Here is a 19,901-nt window from a genome sequence, read left to right on the forward strand (position 1 = left end):
CTGATTTCTTGGTTTTTCAATCGTGCTCCCCCTCGCCCGCGTCTAGTGGGAGAGGGGGTGAGGGAACTTATCCCAATCTAGGCTGCTGGGCCAGCTACGCCAATCACATAGCGATCGGCGGAGAGCAAGCGTTTGGCTGCGGCGTGAATTTGCTCAAGCGTGACTGAGCCGATAATCTCGGGGTAGCGTTGAACATAATCCAGCCCCAGCTTGAAGCGCTCGATATTCAAGAGCATGTTGGCAATACCGCTGTTGGCTTCAAGGCTAATGCCCAACATTCCCGTGAGATAGGCCACAGAGTCGCTGCGTTCGAGTTCGCTAATGCCTTCGGCCAGCAAACGATCAACTTCTTCTTGAATGGCATTGAGGGCGCGATCAACATTTTTGGCATTGATCCCAGCGTAGACAACCCATGCGCCAGCCCCAACATCGGCATCGATCCGGCTGGTGGCGTAGTAGGCCAAGCCCTGTTTGTCGCGCACATTCTCGCCCAAACGGCCCATCAAGCCTAGTTGGCCAAGCACCAAATTAGCCATCATGGCTGCATAAAAATCAGGGTCGGTGCGGGCTAAGCCGGGCACAGCCCAAACCAAGTCGGATTGGGTTTTGCCTTCGACCACAATCTCGCGGCGCAGGACGTTCTGCGGTTGGGCAACTTCGGGCACGTTGGTGGTTGGCGGCTCGCCTTGGCCTTGCCAATCGCCAAACCAGCGCTCAACTTCGGTCAAAATCGCCGTTTCATCAATATCGCCAACAATTGCAATAGTGGTTGCTGCTGGGTGATAGCGTTTGGCAAAGGCTGCCAAATCGGCGATCGTAATGGATGGCACGGTTTCGAGCGAGCCATTAGGCGACAAATAATAAGGATGATCGCTGGGATACAGCTGTTCGCGGGCGGCTTTGGCTGCTTGCGAACGTGTATCTTGCTCGCTTTGGCGCAGCATCGTTACGAATTGGGTGCGTAGGCGCTCAATTTCGCGTTCGGGAAAGGTTGGGTTGCGCAGCACATCGGCCAATAATTCCAAAATTAATGGCGCATCGTCGCTCAGTGCTTTGCCCCCAAACGAAGTCGTATGACGGCCTGCGCTGGCGGCAATTGAGCAGCCACGATCTTCGGTGAGATTGGTAATATCGTGGAAGCTGCGCGTGGTTGTGCCACGATTGAGCGCCGAGGCGGTGAACACGGCCACGCCATTTAATGCTGCTGGCTCGTGCACTTGACCAAGCGCAATTTCACCTTGAATGCTTACGGTAGGGCTGTTGGGATTGCGTTGCAATAATACAACGATTCCATTGCTCAGCACATGGCGGGTTACTTGCGAGCCATTATTGGCTGCCGCAGTTGCTTCGGCTTCAGCAGCTTTGGCATTATAAAAGCTCAGCGCTGGGTGAAATGTGCGAGCGGTTGGGGTAATTTGGCCGCCACCGCTGCTATTGCTTGGCGTGAAAATCCCGACATTGCGCTTTTGCGGTGCTAGATATGCTTGGGCAACCCGTTGCACATCGGCAGCAGTAACCGCAGCAATTTCATCCAACGAACTATCGGCGCGTTCGTAGCTATCGAGAGTTTGCCACATGCCCAACATCATCGCTTGGTTGCTAATGCGTTCGAGGCTATAGGCTTGTTGCGCGCGCACTTGGCGCTGAATTTTGTGCAATTCTGCATCGCTAATTGGCGTTTGTTGCAGCTTTTCAATTTCGCTGTAGAGCGCTTGCTCAACTTGCTCGACTGTGCGATCTGGCCGCACGGTTGCGCCAACTTCGAATAAAAATGGATCAAGCGTGGCCATAAACGACGAATAGGCTCCGGTCGCCAATTCGCCCTCGACCAAAGCCCGATACAAGCGGGCTGAACGATTGGTTTGCGCGCCGCCACCAGTGAACGACGGCGATTTGCCGCCAGTCAAGACTGCATCAAGCACGGTTAATGCGGCCCAATCGGGCGAGGTGGCTGCTGGAGCATGGAAAGCGACTTGAATCATCGAGTTGGGGCCGGGCCGCGAAACATGGACGCGGCGTTCGCCTTGTTGCTCTGGCTCTTCGCCGCGCACTTCGGGTAATGGCAAGCCTTGAGGAATCGGCCCATACAATTCTTCGATTTGCTTGAGCACTTCGTCGGTTTTGAAAGCGCCGACGACAACCAGCACCGCATTATTGGGGGCATAAAAGGTTTTATAGTGGGTATATAAATCTTCGCGGGTCATAGCCCGTAGGTCGCTCTTCCAGCCGATTACGCCATTCCGATAGGGGTGAACCTTGAAGGCGGTGGAGCGTAATTCTTCATCGAGCCAAAAACTCGGGCTATTTTCGTTGCCCTCGCGTTCGGAGATAATCACCGTGCGCTCAGAAGCGACCTCATCAGGATCAAACGATGAATTGACCATGCGATCAGCTTCGATTTGCAAGCCCAATTTCAAGCGATCGGCTGGCAAGGTTTCATAATAGGCGGTGTAATCGATCCAAGTAAAGCCGTTGAAGGTACCGCCATTGCGCGCAATCGTCGCATCGAAGACACCTTTGGGCATTGAGGGCGTGCCTTTGAACAACATATGCTCGCACCAGTGTGAAATGCCCGAAATTCCCACCCGTTCGTTGCGCCCGCCAACTTTATACCAAATCCAGTTGGTGGCGATTGGCGCGGTATGCACCTCGCGGGTAATTACGGTCAAGCCATTGGGCAGCCGATGAACATTGGTTGCAAGTGTCATCATCTGTCTCCTGCAAAAGAAACCTGTGAGTATTATAGAACCGAAAAGCTGGCCGCGCTGCTTACAAGCTATTAACATTCGCACTGCTAAAATCCCACTTAGAGGGGACAAAGTACGGGCGAATAAACAGGATTGCGAGGGCGATTATTCTAGGCTATGATGGATTTAGCCCTTATTAATCAACAAAATCATTCAGCGCCAATCTGATCCCTGTCCCACGTGCGATCACTGGTGCGCCAGCAATGGAGCCTCCCATGCAAATCATCCTTGACCATGTTCAAGCGCACCTTGACCACTATGTTAAAACCGCGACAGATCGCGTGTTTAATGCCAAAATCAATCTCTATCGCAGTTTTAGCTATGAGCAATTAGAAACCTCAATTCGCTATGCCTACATGGCGTTTGTGACCGATCTGAACAATGGCACGGTTGAAGCGATGCCCAATTTTCTGCTGCGCATCGGCCCGCAACGGGCTGAACAAGGCGCATCGGTCGAAGATATTTTGTTTGGCATCAATATGGGCGTTGAGGTAATTAGCAACGATTTGCTTCAAACCTTTGAGTCGAATCCAACCGCGTTGTTGTGGTGGATGCAACGCATGCACGCGATTATCTATACTGGCGCAATGAAACTTTCGGATACAATTCTCAAGTTACGCGAACAGCATATTCGCGAGCAGGCCAGCCAAATTGCCGAAATCTCCACGCCGATTATTCCGCTTTCGCAAGGGGTGTTGGTTGTACCATTGATTGGTACGTTGGGCGAACATCGCGCCAGCCGCATTACCGAAGCGCTCTTAAATCGCATCAGCGAGGAGCAAGCCTCGACTGTCTTGATCGATGTAACGGGGGTTCCGGTGGTTGATACCCAAGTTGCTCACCATTTAATTCAATCGGCCCAAGCTGCTAAGTTGGTTGGAGCAGAAGTATTGTTAGTGGGCATTCGGCCTGAGATGGCGCAGACCTTAGTGCAACTTGGGGTGAATTTGCAGGGTGTGCGCACCCAAGGCACGTTGCAAGCTGGAGTTGAGTATGCCTTTGAACGTCAGAAACAGCAAGCAGCCAAAGCCTATCGCCGCTAATGATTGAATGCTGCGTAGCCTGAAATCGGCTGCAAATTGGTAGTACAATGACTGCCAACAGAACCGTTAGGCGGCTCAGTGCCGAGTTGTTGAATGGTTTTGGTGCTGAAGAAGCTTGTTTGTGGCCGTGAGGAAGCATGCATGATTGCTGCGGATTTTTTTGATCAGGTAATTGATCGAGTTAACACCAATTCGGTAAAGTGGGATATGCGCGAGCAATACCTTGGCGGCGCTGATGTGTTGCCATTGTGGGTTGCTGATATGGATTTTCGCTCGCCGCCAGCGGTTACAGCGGCCTTGATCGAGCGTGCTCAACACCCGATTTATGGCTATGCTGCGCGTCCTGAGCGTATGTTCAAGGCAATTCAACACTGGAACCAGACCCGCCATAACTGGGAAATTCCTCAAGAACATATCGTAATTAATCCTGGAGTGGTGTTTGCGCTAAACGTGGCAGTCCGCGCTTTTACTCAAGCAGGTGACGGAATTGTGGTTCAGCCGCCAGTGTATGCACCGTTTTATGGGGCAATTACTGATAATGGCCGAACGATCATCGAAAATCGGCTGCTTGAAGTCGATGGTCGTTACCAGATTGATTTTGCTGATCTCGATGCCAAACTAACTCAAGCCAAAATGTTGGTTTTGTGCAGCCCGCACAATCCAGTTGGGCGGGTTTGGAATGCAGATGAGCTGAATCGAATTGCTGATTTATGTTTGCAGCATAACGTCATGATCGTTAGCGACGAAATTCACTGCGATTTAACTCTATTTGCCGAATTTACCCCGCTTGGCCGTTTGCGCCCTGATTTGGCCGACCTGCTGATTACCTTGGCCGCACCGAGCAAAACCTTCAACTTGCCCGGTCTGACAACCTCGTATGGTGTGATTGCCAATGAAGAAAAGCGTAAGCTCTATGAGGAAGAAAAAGGTCGTAGCGGCTATCACGTTGGCACCGTCTTTGGCGATATTGGTCTGACCGTGGCCTATGAAGCTGGTGCTGAATGGCTCGATGCGTTGCGTGAATATCTGCGTGAAAACTATCGCCTGATTGAACAAACTTTTGCTGAGCATCCACAGGTTCGGCTAACTCCGCTCGAAGGCACCTACTTGGCATGGCTCGATTTTCGGGCAACTGGCTGGAGCGAAGACGAATTGACCGAGCGTTTTCGGACGCAGGCCAAAGTTGGGCCAGAAAAAGGTGGCTTGTATGGCGAGGCTGGCTTGGGCTTCTGGCGGGTCAATTTTGCCACGCCGCGCTCGGTGCTAGCCGAAGGCTTGCGGCGCATGCAATTGGCCTTAGCAGAACATAGATCATAGAACATAGAACATAAGGCGCTTGGCTGCGGGATGAGTTGTTTGAAAACTCAATAATTTGTCCCATAGCCAAATCCCTATAGCTCATAGCTAAGCGTGTACTATTGTTGCTGAATTACGAATGGTAGATAAACAAGTTCTTGATCAATTGTATCGGGAGCTGATGGTAGGCTCACTTGGATAATGGTTGAGACGTTATTGCTGCTATCACGGAAGCGAGCATAATAGGTATCAGCGATTGGCATACTGACATATTGACTAAAGGGCTGCCAAACATCGCTTGCTTGTTGGTTTGTCCAAAGCTGCATTTCGGTGATAGAGCCTGCATTGCTGCTCGCTGCTAATTTCAAAAACATTTCAGTTTCAGTATTGCTGAATAGTGTAATGCTCCCAGTTATAGTCTCAGTTTGGCTAGCTTGAATTGTTGTTGGAGCTGGGGTAATTGGCTGAATTGTATTTTCTGGCTTAAGTGAACCATTTCTTCGATAAATCCGCATGCCACTTGGCGAGCCACGAAACCAAGCTAAGGTGCGACTAAGAGTTGTACGCATGCCATTTTCTAATCCAGGATCATTGACCATATAATTAGCTGGATTAGTGCCATTGCCTCCAAGTACAACAATAAAGTGTTGTGAGTCAGATCTGCTTAATTCTAAAATGACCGGGCCTTGACGTAGCTCTTGTTCCAAACGAGCATAGGTAAACCCATTTATTCTTTCTACAAAACGTACTTTGTAGTCACTGCACGGCAGAATTTTTGGGCTTGGCCAATTCATCCCACATGCATCATTTCCAAGACACGTATTGAGTGTGCCTGGATTTTTATCTGCGCCATAGAATTTAAAGACCATTGCTAATGAACTTAATGCGCAGCCAACATTACCGATTGAATTAGTACATTTTCCAATTTTATGATTTTTCCAGGCTGGGTCTGCTTGCCAGAAAAAAGGCACATTCCATGGTGGGTTTGGACTGGGTGTTGGTGGTGGCGGTGGAGTTGGCGGTGTCACTGGCGCAGCTAATGAAATGTAGATCCGTCGTTGGATTGTGTGCCATGAATTACTTATGGTGCTGTGATAGCGAATTTGTAAAGTTGCAGCGCCAGCCGGAAAGGAACGAAGATTGATGGTTGCAAGAAAGCCAGTATTGCGAAAACGCATATCGCTATAGGCATCTTGCACATCTTGGCGTGGCTGGGCCGTCGCAACTGAGCTAATAAGCGTATTATTTAAGCGAACTTCAACCGCATCGACTCCTGAACTGCCATTAATTGCGCCAACATCGGCAGCCCAACCACGGAGATATATTTGGCCAAAAACCACTTGATTTTCCAATGGCTCATTAATATCGCCAACGGCTGCCGAAACTGCGGCTGGTTGGGCAGGACTACAATTACCAACTCCAAGCCCAGTAATTCGGCAATCTGTGCGAGCAGCCCGTTGCATAAATGCTTCTTCGCTGAGTATCCCATCATTGGCCGTGGCATAGATACGAAAAACTTCGCCAGTATTGGCTTGCGCATTTAACACAACTCGCCACCAGCCATTTGCATTTGGTGTGCATCCCCCACTGCTGCCAGCACGATGAAAGATCTCAGTCCGCCAGTTATTAATGCTTTCCGAGCGAAATTGAAAATTTGGCGAATCGGCGCAGATCCGTAAACCAATGGTAGTCTTGCCATTTTCAGCAATAAAAAAGATTGGCATACTATGAACTGTTGATTCAGGATGTTCGACTAATTGCTGATTATCTCTTGCTTTGAGGGGCATTGGCTCAGCTGCTTTTGTGCTCAAACTATGGCCAAAAAGGCTTTGCACAAGCACTAAACAGCTGAGCAAGCAGTAACGAAGGCCCAAACGGCGTGAACGAGCAACGAATGGATGATTGTTCATAAACGGCCTCTCGCTGAAAACTACACGCTTAATGCGTGACAATTAGGAGATAGATCTTGATGCAAAATTGGATTAACTTTAAACATTTGGCTTGAGCAGAGTATAGCGATCGCGGTATAATTGCGCTGCTAGGCATCCCTAGCGGTTTAGGGTTATGCTAGGTATCCCTAGCATGCTCAGTGGGTTCAATTGCAAGATAGGCTAGGGTGGCACTGACGCGATTATCGACGTTGAGTTTCGTGTAGATGCGGTGGAGGCTGGTTTCAATTGTGCCTTCGGTAGTGTTCAACAGTTGGGCAATCGCTTTATTGGTTTTGCCTTGAATCAGAATTTGCATAATCCGCTGTTCGTTGACCGTAAGTTGAACTGCTTGCTTGCTCATCGCTGCTCCTTTGGCGTAATGATGCCTAACTCAAGCTTGAATGGATGATCGTGGATGCCAAGGGTTTAGCTGGCTATAAACCGCCTGCCAGCCACGATCAATTGTTTACCTAATCCAGCGGGATAGTTTGAGCCTACTGCAAGCGGCAAAAACGAATCCGAAGATGGTTGCAAGCATTGCTCTGTGGGTGTGAAGCATTGGATTATGGGATAGCACGATGATACCTAATCGCCTAGGAAAACACATCGCTACATTTAGCGATTTTTGACCTGCGCCGCTGGTTTGAGCGCTTGCTGATTGCGGGCGGCATAAACTGCTTGTTGGCGCGATTTAACCCCAAGTTTACTCGCGCTATTGCGCAGATGGCTGCGCACAGTCCAAATCGAAATATCCAAACGCTGGGCAATTTCTGCATCACTACAACCTTGATCAACCAATTCCAACACATCACATTCACGCGCACTAAGGCTATTCATACGGCACAGGCTCCTTAATTCAATTAAGCATGAATTCGCGATTCACACTGTTTGGTTGGTCTGAATTCCGGATGCTGCGCAGCACAAGAACTTGATGCAGCTACTTTACCAAGGCGTTGCAGCTTGCAGTTATGGTTTTTTAGCACTCGCGAATCAATTGCATGCTTGAACAGCCAATCGGGTGGATTTTTCAGGGGGAATCATGGATTATCGCTATCAAGCCTATACCTTTGCCGAATTGTTACGAATCTTTTTCGAACGCAGCCGTAGCGAGATAATCAATCAAAATAGTCTTGCCCAAACAGTAGGCGTGTCGGTGCCAACCCTGAGTAATTGGTTCACCGGCAAACATACGCCGCGCTTCAAAGATCAGGTTTTGCGCTTAGCCACAGCCTTGGGCCTAACTGCGCTAGAGGCCGATTTGCTGCTGTGTTCGGTCAAAGACGCATGGAATACCTATAGCACGCCGCATGATGTTTTGCAGAAATATGCGATTGTGCGCTATCGTGAGGAGTTGGTTTCGCGGGTCGATGGAGTTGCTGATCTGGATGTTTCGCTGGCAACAGTGCAATCAACATGGCAGCTTGCAATCCACGATTCTTTTGTTTCAAATAGCCACCATTGGGGCTTAGGTTACAAAGATGATGGGGTTTGTCGGGTTGAGCGCACAATGAGCAATGGTAATTATCAACTAACATTACATAATCGTTTTCATAATGATGTTTTTATTGGCGGCGATTCCCACTGTTTTGCGCCGCCGAGCTATTACCTAAGCGTCTATGCCCAACGGGTCGCGGGCGGCAGCGAAAATGATGGTTTTGCGCTTATTTTTGAAGAAATCAGCGATGCTAGCCACGCAATTTTTCGCATTCGCGATCAACTCCAAATTGCGTCGGTAATCAGCACCCGCAACGGCGGCGACTATTTTCAGATTCACCTTGATCGCACTTCAGCCCCAATGATTCGTCCAGCTGCGTTTAATCAATTGGGCTTGTTGGTTATTGGACGCAAACATCATTTTTTTATCAATAATATTTGGGTTGGCTCGGCGGAAATTGAGCGCTTGCCGCAGGCGCGGCTTGATCTGGGGATTATTAGCCAATCGCCAACCCCAGTTATTTGCCGGTTCCAAGATTTTCGGCTCTATACGCCGCCAAATCGCTTTGCAGCTAACGAACATTCCGATTAACAAGAAGTAAATGCGACGCGTAATTAATCCAACAAGCTGCTTAAATGATCAAGCTCGACCAGAATCTACGCTGATTCGGGCCAAGCACTTGCGCTTTGCGTGCAATTCTAGGCTTGGCGAATTGTGAAAATCGATTAAGGTGGGCTGAATGTGAACAGAGTCTATGGATTGCGGTATAATTGCCCTGCTAGGATCTCCTAGCAGTTTGGTCGGCTTAGTTTTGGTCGCTAGGTTCAAGCGCAAGATAGGCCAGCGTCGCACTGACGCGATTATCAACATTGAGTTTGGCATAAATCCGATGCAGGCTACTTTCAATCGTGCCTTCGGTGGTTTGCAACAAGTGAGCGATTGCTTTGTTGGTTTTGCCTTGAATCAGAATTTGCATAATCCGTTGTTCGCTGGCGCTAAGGTGGTTTGCTGGCTTAGGCATACATGCTCCGTTTGGCTTGGTTGCTTTGATGCTTCTATCCTACCTACGAGGAGCGAAAAGATCTATTTAGATCGTCTTTAATCAAGCTAAAACTTTTTTTGGCTAGCTGCCGAGGTATCGCGTCGATGACAATCACTAGATTGGCCTTGGCCAAACTCCTTGCAACTGATAGTGCGATTACTCCGCAAAGTTATTTTCTTTTTGATCAACCGTGTACGCTTGGCCGAATGGTTGATAATACGCTGCATATTGATAAGCGCAATGTTTCGCGCTATCATGCCGAAATTTATTTTGCTGCTGAGCACTTCTGGCTGCTTGATCGGGCGAGCCGTAATGGAACCTTTGTTAATGATTATAAAATCGCACCAAATCAGCCCTATCAATTAAATAATAACGATTGCATTGGCTTTGGTACTAGTCGCCGCTTATTGATATTTATGTGTGATAATGCAACCACAGAAATAGAACCCCAAGCTGAATATAGCTTATTATTCGACGATCAACACTTGCAGTTTTACCTTAATCAAACCCTTGTGCCGATTCGGGCTGGAACAATGAAATTTAAATTACTCAAACATCTGTACGATCAACGGGGCCGAATTTGCTCACTTGAAGCATGTGTGCGCGCCTATCAACCCCCAGATTATCGCTATCAGCCAAGTTTGGATAATCCTAATTTGCATACCCATATGAGCCAATTACGCATGCTGTTGGCCGATATTTATCCAGGCGAAATAATTGTGACCTATCCCAATCTTGGCTATAAGTTACTGTGAACGGTGATCTGATGCATGAATTCAAGATCTTTGCTCAAGGCAGTTTGATTCAGCAACGCTATGAAGTGCACGAAATTATCGGGCGCGGTGGCTCGGGTATTGTCTATAAAGCGCTGGATAAAACTATTCGGCGTTGGGTGGCAATTAAACAAATTGTGCATGAAGAGGCAAATTATGCGCGCTTTATTCCAGAAGCTCGGATTTTAGGCGGCCTCAATCATGCTGGTTTGCCCCAAGTCTTTGATTGTTTCGTTGAACAAGCAATGTTCTTTGTGGTGATGGAATTAATCGCAGGCGATACCCTTGCCGATCTTGTTACCCGCCAAGGTGCGCCACTCGGCCTAGAACAGGCTCTGGAATGGATCAACGCTTTGGGCGTGATTATTGAATATTTACATCAGCAAACGCCGCCGATTATTCACCGCGACATCAAACCGCAAAATATTAAAATTACTGCTAGCGGAAATTTGGTGCTGTTGGATTTTGGGCTAGCCCAAGGTTCCGCGCAAGTTACGGCCAACTCGACGATTGATGAAGTTATCAACGGCTTTAGCCCTAATTATGCAGCGTTGGAGCAGCGCAATGGCAATCAAGTCGATCAGCGCAGTGATTTGTATGCTTTGGCGGCAACCTTCTATTATGGCTTGACTGGGGTTGCGCCAGCCGATTCATTGGAGCGGGCGATTGCGGTTGCGGCGGGCTTGGCTGATCCCTTGATTCCATTAGCTATTCATCAGCCGACGATTCCTAGCCACATTGATCGAGCCTTTGCTCAAGCCCTCTCCTTAAATCCAGCGCTACGCCCAGCCTCAATTGACGATTTTAATCGCCAATTAGTGGCTTCCCCGCCAGTTCAAACCGCGCAACGGCGTTGGCCGGTTCGGCTAGCGCTTGGTTTAAGTTTGCTAATTGGCTTGCTGGTTATTGTATATCCAAGTATTAATCTGGATTTTAGTGCTTCAGATTCAGCAACTGGGTTGGAGCAAACGCTAACATTAACTCCAAGATCTGCGGCTGCGCTTGACCAGGATGCAGCAACGCCAACAATCTTGCTGCCAACAATGTTGCCAGCGAGCCAATTGGTTGATCCCACGATTTTGCAAACTCAAGCCGCCCAATTACGAGCTGAAGCTGCCCAGTGGACGCAGATTTTTTCTGATACGTTTGAGCTGAATCGCAATAACTGGTCATTGCAAACCACGATTGATGATTATGCCAATAGTACGCTCTCGCTGCAGGCTGGCAAGCTTGTTTTTGATGTAACCTCAAATACGCCAACTGGCTCAATTGCTTGGAATTTGCAGCCGACTATGCCCTATGTCGAAGATTTTGCACTGTCGGTTGATATTACCTGTGTTGTTTGCGAGCCTTCAACCGAGCCAGGTTTGGTTTTTCGCAAAAGTGGCTTGCTCAACGCTGAAACCTATTATTTTCTTTTGTATGGCTTTGATCAGCGAGTGCGCATTATTAAGCAAGTGCCGCACGATGCACTGCGGGTTGGTTGGGATATTGCTCCAAGCATCGATCAGCGCAAAAATATGACCCATCATATCGAACTGATTGTCAAAGGTGATCAGATGGCGGTGTTTATCAACAATCGCTATGCGCTCAAGGTTGAAGATAGCACGTACTCATCAGGCTATCCGCATCTTGCTGTTTATCTTCAAGGAGCCACGACCGAGCAAGTAAGCTTTGATAATCTGTATCTAGCGGTTCCAGCCGATCAAGTTAATCGCACCAAACGCTAAAGCGCAAAAAAACGATTGGCACAGCAGCCCAAATCTGTACCAATCGTTTCTATCCTTCGTATATGTTCTTGCTCTCTGTTCTCTGCTATGCCAACGGCTTGCGATGGGTGCTTGAGCGATATTCAACCTCGAAGCCACATTGTTGATACACGCTCAATGCGCCAGTGAGGTTTTCGCTATCGACCCCTAAGGCTGCCTCGGTCATGCCCATCTCGCGGAACATCGCGAGGCTACGGTTGATCAAGGCTGAAGCTACACCTTGTTTGCGCCAAGGCCGGCGTACGCTGATACTTTCGGTATAGCCACGTTGGCGGTTATACTCGGCATTTTCTTTCTGATCAAAATAATTGAGCACCATGCCCACAACCTGATCGCCGCTCCAAGCGACTTGCCAAATCGCTGGCTGGAACAATGGCGATTGTGTCCAGCGTTGAAAATCGGTTTCGCTTGGCTCGGAAAAGCCCCAGTGATCGCGGAAGGATTCTGCATCTGCTTGCCAAATTTGGCGGTACAGTTCTGGGGTGCTTGGGCGCACTTCAATACCTTCGGGCAAGGCTTGGCTGCCAATCGGCTGGCTTAAATCGCGTTTCATGCTAAAACTATGGCGAATTGGCTGATAGCCAAATTCAGCATAGAGCTTGGCGCTGTAGGAGTTGGTATCGCTCGCATGGGTTTGCAGAAACGCTGGCTTGTTGGTGGGGTTGGCGGCATGCACAGCGCGTTGACGTTGCTCTTGATGGGTCAGAATTGCATGGCCAATCCCGCGATTAATCCATTCAGGCTTGATATGGGCGAGGGTGCGGAAAATCCGATTGCCAACTGCTTCGTCGTACCAATGGGTAAACGCATAGCCGATTGCTTGCTGATCAACTTCAAGGATGATCAAATCTTGCGTAAGATCGCTGTTTGGGGTGTTGTGATATTGGTTTTGTAGCTCGGTTGCTCCAACCACATTTTTGTGGCCAAAGGCTTTTGATGAGGCATTAAAAATTTTGGCCATTGCGCTAAAATCGTTGTTGTCGCGGAAAAAGCGGGCTTGAAAGCCGTCGATTTGGGGTGGATTAGCAAATTGAATTGCTTGCTGTTGCTCGGTCATAAAACGCTATCTGCTCCTACGGTCATTAATCGTTGCTGCGCTCAAGTATCGTTTGCTGGCCGCGCTTTGCCATCAGCCTTAGGCCGATGCATGCTCTCCGCCTTGCGACTGAGCATAATCAAGCTGGTGGATTCTGATGGTATAGTTAAGCGAGAGTGTTTGCCTCACGCTATGTTCAGAGACTTTGCAGCATGAAGGAATCGAATGAGTACTGATGTTATTAATTTAATTTTTGGCATGAAACTGCGTCAAGCCCGCCTCGAAGCCAATTTAAGTCTGACCGAATTTGCTGCACGAGCCGAGTTATCGCCATCGTATGTGACTGAGATGGAGAAGGGACGTAAATATCCCAAGCCCGATAAAATTGTTAAAATGGCCCATGTGTTGGGCAAAGCCTACGATGAATTGGTCTCGATTAAGCTGAATCCTGCTTTGGCTTACCTCGAAAATATGCTCTCGTCGCCGTTGTTGCGCCATTTTCCCTTCGAGGAATTTGAGCTTGATCCCAATGAATTGGTCGGCTTATTTACCAAAGCTCCCGATAAAGCGAGCGCCTTGTTGCACGCCATTTGGGAAATTGCCCGTCAATACGATATGAAGGATGAGCATTTCTTTCGGGCAGCACTGCGTTCGTATCAAGAAATTCACGAAAATTATTTTCCCGAAATTGAAGAAGAAGCTGAAGCCTTTGCTGCCAAATATCAACTTAATCTATTTCCAGTTGGCATCGACCAACTCAAGCAGATTTTGCAGCAACAATTTGGCTATCGAGTTGATGAAACCAGCTTGGCTGATCACGAGCTACTTTCGCATTATCGTGCTGTTTATATTGACACGCCGCGCAAAACCTTGTTGATCAACCCAAATTTATATGAGTTGCAGCGCAAATTTATTTTGGCGCGCGAGCTTGGCTATGCCGCCTTGGGACTGAACGAGCGCTCAGTCACCTCAACGCCTGATCAAGTGTTGTCGTTTCGCCAAGTTTCGAATGATTTTAAAGCCTCGTATTTTGGCGGAGCTTTATTGATGCCCCGCCAGCCGATGATTGCCGATATTTCGACCTTGTTCAATCAAACCAGCTGGAGCGCCGAGCCGCTGCTGGCGATGCTCAATCACTATGATGTAACGCCTGAAATGTTGCTCTATCGGTTTAGCGAGGTGATTCCCGCGGCTTTTGGTATTTCGCTGCACTTTTTGCGCTTTCACAATGTTGAAGGTTCATACAAACTAATCAAGCGGATCAATATGAATCGTTTGTTGCTGCCAAGTGGAATCGGTTTACATGAACACTATTGTCGGCGTTGGCTGGCCTCGCGTTTGCTGATCAACTTATCTGAGCAGACGGGGCCACAGCAGCAGCCGTTGGTCGATGTACAAATTTCGCAGTTTTTAGAAAGCCAAGATCGCTTCTTGGATATTGGGTTTGCCCGACCCTTGGTGCTTACGCCAACCGTCGGTAGCAGCGTGGTGGTTGGTTTTCGCTTTACGCCTGAGTTAGCGAAGGTCATCAAGTTTGTTGATGATCCAGCGATTCATCGTACGGTGATTCATGAAACCTGCCAGCGCTGCCCAATTGACGATTGTGCGGTGCGGAAATCGGTTCCAACCGTGCTGTGGGGCGAGCAACTGCGCGACCGCCGTAACGCCGCGATTGCCGAGATTCGGCGTACCTTATTGCCATAATGTGGTTAATCCTCAACCAATCAGCAACAGCGCCAGCCCTTGGCGCTGTTATTATTTAACCCCAAGTCCTAGGACTTATGACCGAATTGACATCGAATAGTGTTAGAGTTATTATTTGACTTATCAGTCATATTTTATTTGATGGTCAAATAATGGCTGAGCGTAAGGAACTGAGCATGCTAAGCCCTGAGAAACCGACCAAGCCTGCCGTGTCGTTGAAAGAGCGCCAACGCGAAGAACGGGCGCGCCTGATTTTAGAGGCCGCCCAAACGATTTTGTTGGAGCGTGGCTATCACGAAACCTCGATTGACGACATTGCGGGCCAAGTTGGGATTGCCAAAGGTACGGTCTATTTACATTTTCCCAGCAAAGAAGATTTGATGATTGCCTTGGTGGAAGGGCAATTACAAAATTTTGTGCACGTGATCGAAGAAGTGGCGGCGAGCACCAGCAGCGCTCGCGAACGCTTAGAAGCGATTTTGCAACGCACCTACGATCCGAGCGAAGCACGGCGCATGCAGATTTTTCTCGAAGTGTTTGGTAGCGCCGATATGCGGTCGCGCTTTGCTGAAAAACACGAGCGAACCCAGCCAATCATTGATCATGCGCGTAGTTTGTTGCGGGCAATTATCGAGCAGGGCAAAGCTCAGGGGGAATTTGATCAGCACATCTCAACCAAAGTGATGATTGTGATGTATCTCAATTTGCTTTCACCTCGCAACTATCATCATCTGACAACTGATCAAACAGTGGCGTTTGAAGAGTTGCTGCCTCAAATAATTCAAATTTTCTTCCATGGGATTTCACGGAAGCAAGCTTAAGAAAGGCGCGGAATGGAAACGGCAATTAAGCAAACGGCTTCAGCAGCAGCCGAATTTGAACAGCCACGCTATACCAAGCGCGAAACCTTGCTCACAATGTTGAGCGTGCTCTTGGTGATGCTGTTGGCCTCACTTGATCAAACAATCGTTGGTACGGCGATGCCCAAAGTCATCACCGAATTGCACGGCTTTGATCGCTATACTTGGGTTACGACGGCCTATCTGTTGGCTTCAACGGTGATGGTGCCAATTTATGGCAAGCTTTCAGATATGTTTGGGCGTAAGCCGCTCTTTATCTTTGGCTTAATTGTCTTTTTGATTGGCTCTGGCTTGTGTGGCGCAGCCCAAAGCATGAACCAATTGATTATTTTTCGTGGCTTGCAAGGCTTAGGCGCAGCCGCCTTGATGCCGATTGCCTTAGCGATTGTTGGCGATTTGTTCACGCCTCGCGAACGTGCGCGCTGGCAAGGAATCACTGGCGGGGTTTTTGGGATTTCGGCCATCCTTGGGCCTACCGCTGGTGGCTGGCTGACCGAACACGTTTCATGGCGCTGGATTTTCTACGTCAACTTGCCGCTGGGCATTATCGCGCTCTTGACCTTGATTTTCTTGATGCCAACCCTTGGCCGCAAAGCCCAACGGGTCAAAATTGACTACATCGGCTCGATTTTATTGGTTGCCGGAACGGTTCCGCTGTTGCTGGGCTTCACTTGGGCTGGCTCGAAATATGCTTGGCTCTCAGCCCAAGTCTTGGGGATGTTTGGCTTGGCGGTTGTGTTTTTGGGTGCATTTATTGCCTACGAAGCATGGCTCGAACGCAATAATGGCCAGCCAATTATCGAACCAAGCCTCTTCAAAAACAGCATTTTCCGCATTTCGGTGCTGATTACAATCATCTCGAATATGGCGCTGTTTGGCAATATTTTCTTCTTGCCGTTGTTTGTGCAAGGGGTGATTGGTACCTCGATTACCAATAGTGGCTTGATTATGACCCCGTTGATGCTGACCGCGATTATTTGTAGCGTGGTGGCGGGCCAAATCGTGGCCGCAACTGGCAAATACAAAATTATTGCAATTGTTGGCATGGCAATTAGCGTCTTGGGTGGTTTCTTGCTGCTGCAACTCGATTTGAATTCGACCAATACCAACGTGGCGATTGATATGGTTGTGTTGGGGTTAGGCATGGGCGCGGGAATGTCGCTGTATACCTTGATTACCCAAAATGCCTTGCCAAACAAAATTGGCCAAGCAACCTCAGCCTTGACCTTCTTCCGCTCGATTGGTAGCACAATTGCTTTGGCGGCGATGGGTTCGGTGATGAATTCGGCCTATTTGCCAGCGTTCAAAGCAGCAATTCCCGCTGAAATTGTGCAAAGCGTGCCAGCAGAAAGCTTGGCGGCCTTCAACAATCCACAAATTTTGCTTTCGCCTGAAACGCAATCGCTGATTCAGGCTCAGTTTGCCCAAGGCGGCGAGCAAGGCCAAGCGCTCTACAACACCTTGTTGGGCGCGGTCAAATATGGCTTGGTTGATGGTATTCACCATGTGTTTATTTTCAGCTTTGGCATCACGGTTTTGGGCTTTGTGGTCGTCTTCTTCCTCAAAGAAATCGAACTGCGCGGCGGACGCAAAAAAGCTGGCGCGCAAGTCGAGCAAGATGGCGAAGCCGGCGCAGCTGGCATGGCAGCGTTTCACTAGAAGAACAAAGAGCATAGAACATAGGGATTTGGGATTTGGGATTGGCAACCGTGTCCCCTCACCCCCCAGCCCCCGCTCCCACGAAAACGCGGACGAGGGGTAGCATCCATGTTCACCACGCCGTGCGGTAGAACCACAAGATTAAAGCCCCTCGCCCGCGCCGTGGGAGAGGGGTTGGGGTGAGGGGGAATCGTTGTTAACGCAATGAATCAGTACACATAGAACATAGGGATTTGGGATCGGGAATCGGTTGTTGGGGATCGGGCTAGTTGTAGCTCGATCCTCATTTTTTAATGCAAAAGTCAGAAGTCAGAAGTCAAAAACCAATAGCCAATAGCCAATAGCTGTACTAGTTCATTTGATTGGCAACCGTTTTCCCTCACCCCCCAGCCCCCGCTCTCACTGAACGCGGGCGAGGGGGAGTACCGTTTTTACCAACGAATTGTGGCAGAACCACAGCGTTAAAGCCCCTCGCCCAGTGGATGGGAGAGGGGTTGGGGTGAGGGGATCAGGCAGTGGTTAACCTGATGTACCAATACAAATAGCCAATAGCCATTTCCCCTTCGTGCTCTTTGTGCGCTTCGTGGATCACATTTTTAACGCAGAGATTTAAGAAGGATGAATTATGAATTATGAGGGATGAAGGGCAGAAAGCAAAAGTCAAAAGTCAAAAGCCTAATTCTACTAATCTGTGGGAATCTGTGGCTAAAACAGCCTTCGTGCCCTTCGCGTGCTTCGCGGTTTCAACTCTTCGTGTTCTTCATGCGCTTCGTGAATCAAAATATACTAAATTATCTGCTAGCGAATATTCGCTTGACAGCTTTAAAACATTGTGATATTCTTCGCTCAGTGAAAATTCGCTGGCGATAAAAATTATCTACCAAGCATGTTTTTACTAGAATCCATGCACCAATCCAACGTCGATGGTGACGCACCGGAAAGGAACGACCGCATGACTGATCGGCAACATGGCGTGAAAATCAACGCCCCCATCACCCCCGCTGCGGCGGAATTGTTGACGGAACCAGCTCTCCACTTTTTAGCTGCTTTGCATCGCAGCTTTGACCAGACTCGCCGCGACCTATTGCACGGACGAGTGGAACGCCAAAGCCGACTCGATGCAGGCGAACGCCCTGATTTTCTCGCTGAAACTGCTCCTATTCGTGATAGCGACTGGCAAATTGCCCCAATTCCTGATGAAATTCGCAATCGGCGGGTTGAAATCACTGGGCCAATCGATCGCAAAATGATCATCAATGCGCTCAACTCTGGAGCCAACGTCTTCATGGCCGACTGTGAAGATGCCACAACTCCAAGCTGGGATAATTTGGTCAGCGGTCAATTGAATTTGCGCGATGCAGTCAACCGCACGATTAGCTTCACCAACGAAGCTGGCAAAGCCTATCGCTTAAACGACCAAGTTGCGGTGTTGTTTGTGCGGCCTCGCGGCTGGCACTTGCTCGAAAAGCATGTCACCGTCGATGGTGAACCAATGGCTGGCGGTTTGTTCGATTTTGGCTTGTACTTATTCCACAACGCCAAAACCTTGCTCGCCCGTGGCTCTGCTCCCTACTTCTATCTACCAAAACTTGAAAGCCATCGCGAAGCCCGTTTGTGGAATGATGTTTTCGTCTTTGCTCAAAAGCAGCTCGGCCTGCCCCATGGCTCGATCAAAGCAACTGTCTTGATCGAAACAATTTTGGCAGCCTTCGAGATGGACGAAATTCTCTATGAATTGCGCGACCACTCTGCTGGCCTCAACTGTGGCCGCTGGGATTATATTTTCAGCTGCATCAAAAAATTTGCCAAACTTGAGCATTTTGTGCTGGCTGATCGGGCTTTCGTAACGATGACCTCACGTTTTATGCGCTCATACTCCTTGCTGGCGATCAAAACTTGCCATCGCCGTGGTGCGCATGCGATGGGTGGTATGGCAGCCCAAATTCCGATTAAGCACGATGCCCAAGCCAATGCCGAAGCCCTCGCCAAAGTTCAAGCAGATAAAGAGCGCGAAGCTCGCGACGGCCACGACGGCACATGGGTTGCGCACCCAGGCTTGGTTCCCTTGGCCAAGGCCGCCTTTGATGCCTTGATGCCTGAAGATAACCAAATTGGCAAGCAACTTGAGGTTGAAATTACCGCCGATGATCTGTTGCGTTTCGAGCCATCAGCACCAATTACCGAGCAAGGCTTGCGCAAAAATATCAGCGTTGGCATCCAATATATCGAGGCATGGCTTGGTGGCTTAGGCTGCGTGCCGCTCTACAACCTGATGGAAGATGCAGCAACTGCCGAAATCTCACGCGCGCAAGTTTGGCAATGGGTGCATCAGCCCAACGGCATCACCGAAGATTTTCGCAAAATTACCCTCGAATGGGTGCGCGAGTTGGTTGTTGAAGAATTAGCCACAATTGAACAAGAAGTTGGCGCAGAACGCTATCGCACTGGTCATTATGCCCGCGCTAGCCAATTGTTTGATCAGCTAGTTGCCAACCCAACCTTTACCGAATTTCTCACCCTTCCCGCCTACGAACAAATCGATTAATTGCATTCATTGGCAGCGTGCAGGTGCTAGCATCAAACAACAATGACTAAAACCTGCAATG

At 49.0% G+C, this 19,901-nt stretch carries 15 protein-coding genes; 9 read left to right on the forward strand and 6 right to left on the reverse strand.

Features of this window, described 5'->3' with window-relative positions:
* Window positions 1-77 precede the first annotated feature (77 nt).
* Window positions 78-2,711, reverse strand: coding sequence for a M16 family metallopeptidase (locus tag ACFMKP_RS05060; protein WP_382289644.1), 2,634 nt, complete (start codon window positions 2,709-2,711; stop codon window positions 78-80).
* Window positions 2,712-2,962: 251 nt separating this feature from the next.
* Here ACFMKP_RS05060 and ACFMKP_RS05065 point away from each other — a divergent pair, with 251 nt between their 5' ends.
* Window positions 2,963-3,790, forward strand: a complete 828-nt coding sequence (locus tag ACFMKP_RS05065; protein ID WP_382289646.1) for an STAS domain-containing protein — start codon at window positions 2,963-2,965, stop codon at window positions 3,788-3,790.
* Window positions 3,791-3,931: 141 nt separating this feature from the next.
* A complete protein-coding gene (locus ACFMKP_RS05070; protein ID WP_382289648.1) occupies window positions 3,932-5,107 on the forward strand; it encodes a MalY/PatB family protein in 1,176 nt (391 codons plus the stop codon).
* Window positions 5,108-5,205: 98 nt separating this feature from the next.
* On the opposite strand, the gene ACFMKP_RS05075 is transcribed toward ACFMKP_RS05070, so the two are convergent.
* From ACFMKP_RS05075 to ACFMKP_RS05085, 3 genes are all read right to left on the reverse strand, one after another.
* Window positions 5,206-6,873, reverse strand: coding sequence for a hypothetical protein (locus ACFMKP_RS05075; RefSeq protein ID WP_382289650.1), 1,668 nt, complete (start codon window positions 6,871-6,873; stop codon window positions 5,206-5,208).
* A 280-nt stretch (window positions 6,874-7,153) separates the two neighbouring features.
* Entirely contained in the window at window positions 7,154-7,378 is a 225-nt protein-coding gene (locus ACFMKP_RS05080; RefSeq protein WP_382289652.1) for a helix-turn-helix transcriptional regulator, read from the reverse strand.
* A gap of 254 nt (window positions 7,379-7,632) precedes the next feature.
* Window positions 7,633-7,854 (reverse strand): LuxR C-terminal-related transcriptional regulator, encoded by a 222-nt coding sequence (locus ACFMKP_RS05085; RefSeq protein WP_382289654.1) that lies wholly within the window; start codon window positions 7,852-7,854, stop codon window positions 7,633-7,635.
* 202 nt (window positions 7,855-8,056) lie between these two features.
* On the opposite strand from ACFMKP_RS05085, the gene ACFMKP_RS05090 reads away from it, so the two are divergent.
* The gene (locus ACFMKP_RS05090; protein WP_382289656.1) at window positions 8,057-9,043 is read left to right on the forward strand and encodes a helix-turn-helix transcriptional regulator; all 987 of its coding nucleotides are present in this window, start codon (window positions 8,057-8,059) and stop codon (window positions 9,041-9,043) included.
* Between the two features lie 214 nt (window positions 9,044-9,257).
* Here the strand turns inward: ACFMKP_RS05090 and ACFMKP_RS05095 are convergent, their stop codons facing one another.
* On the reverse strand, window positions 9,258-9,473 hold the full coding sequence (locus ACFMKP_RS05095; protein ID WP_382289658.1) for a response regulator transcription factor: 216 nt from the start codon (window positions 9,471-9,473) through the stop codon (window positions 9,258-9,260).
* Window positions 9,474-9,598: 125 nt separating this feature from the next.
* On the opposite strand from ACFMKP_RS05095, the gene ACFMKP_RS05100 reads away from it, so the two are divergent.
* Together ACFMKP_RS05100 and ACFMKP_RS05105 are read left to right on the forward strand one after the other, a co-directional pair.
* Window positions 9,599-10,249, forward strand: coding sequence for an FHA domain-containing protein (locus ACFMKP_RS05100; protein ID WP_382289659.1), 651 nt, complete (start codon window positions 9,599-9,601; stop codon window positions 10,247-10,249).
* 11 nt (window positions 10,250-10,260) lie between these two features.
* Window positions 10,261-11,997 carry a serine/threonine protein kinase gene (locus ACFMKP_RS05105; protein ID WP_382289661.1) on the forward strand — a complete coding sequence of 579 codons (1,737 nt, stop codon included), beginning with the start codon at window positions 10,261-10,263 and terminating at the stop codon, window positions 11,995-11,997.
* A gap of 85 nt (window positions 11,998-12,082) precedes the next feature.
* Here the strand turns inward: ACFMKP_RS05105 and ACFMKP_RS05110 are convergent, their stop codons facing one another.
* Window positions 12,083-13,093, reverse strand: a complete 1,011-nt coding sequence (locus tag ACFMKP_RS05110; protein ID WP_382289663.1) for a GNAT family N-acetyltransferase — start codon at window positions 13,091-13,093, stop codon at window positions 12,083-12,085.
* A gap of 204 nt (window positions 13,094-13,297) precedes the next feature.
* Between ACFMKP_RS05110 and ACFMKP_RS05115 the strand changes: the two genes are divergently transcribed.
* The 4 genes from ACFMKP_RS05115 to aceB all read left to right on the forward strand — a co-directional run bounded on the left by ACFMKP_RS05115 (window position 13,298) and on the right by aceB (window position 19,840).
* Complete coding sequence (locus ACFMKP_RS05115) at window positions 13,298-14,776, forward strand: helix-turn-helix domain-containing protein (RefSeq protein ID WP_382289665.1); 1,479 nt, start codon at window positions 13,298-13,300, stop codon at window positions 14,774-14,776.
* 176 nt (window positions 14,777-14,952) lie between these two features.
* Window positions 14,953-15,597: a TetR/AcrR family transcriptional regulator gene (locus ACFMKP_RS05120; protein WP_382289667.1), complete on the forward strand. Its 645-nt coding sequence runs from the start codon at window positions 14,953-14,955 to the stop codon at window positions 15,595-15,597.
* A gap of 12 nt (window positions 15,598-15,609) precedes the next feature.
* On the forward strand, window positions 15,610-17,295 hold the full coding sequence (locus tag ACFMKP_RS05125) for an MDR family MFS transporter (RefSeq protein WP_382289669.1): 1,686 nt from the start codon (window positions 15,610-15,612) through the stop codon (window positions 17,293-17,295).
* A 952-nt stretch (window positions 17,296-18,247) separates the two neighbouring features.
* Window positions 18,248-19,840: a malate synthase A gene (gene aceB, locus ACFMKP_RS05130; protein WP_382289671.1), complete on the forward strand. Its 1,593-nt coding sequence runs from the start codon at window positions 18,248-18,250 to the stop codon at window positions 19,838-19,840.
* Window positions 19,841-19,901: the final 61 nt, after the last annotated feature.

It is taken from the genome of Herpetosiphon sp. NSE202 (genome assembly GCF_042688385.1).
Taxonomy (GTDB): Bacteria; Chloroflexota; Chloroflexia; order Chloroflexales; family Herpetosiphonaceae; genus Herpetosiphon.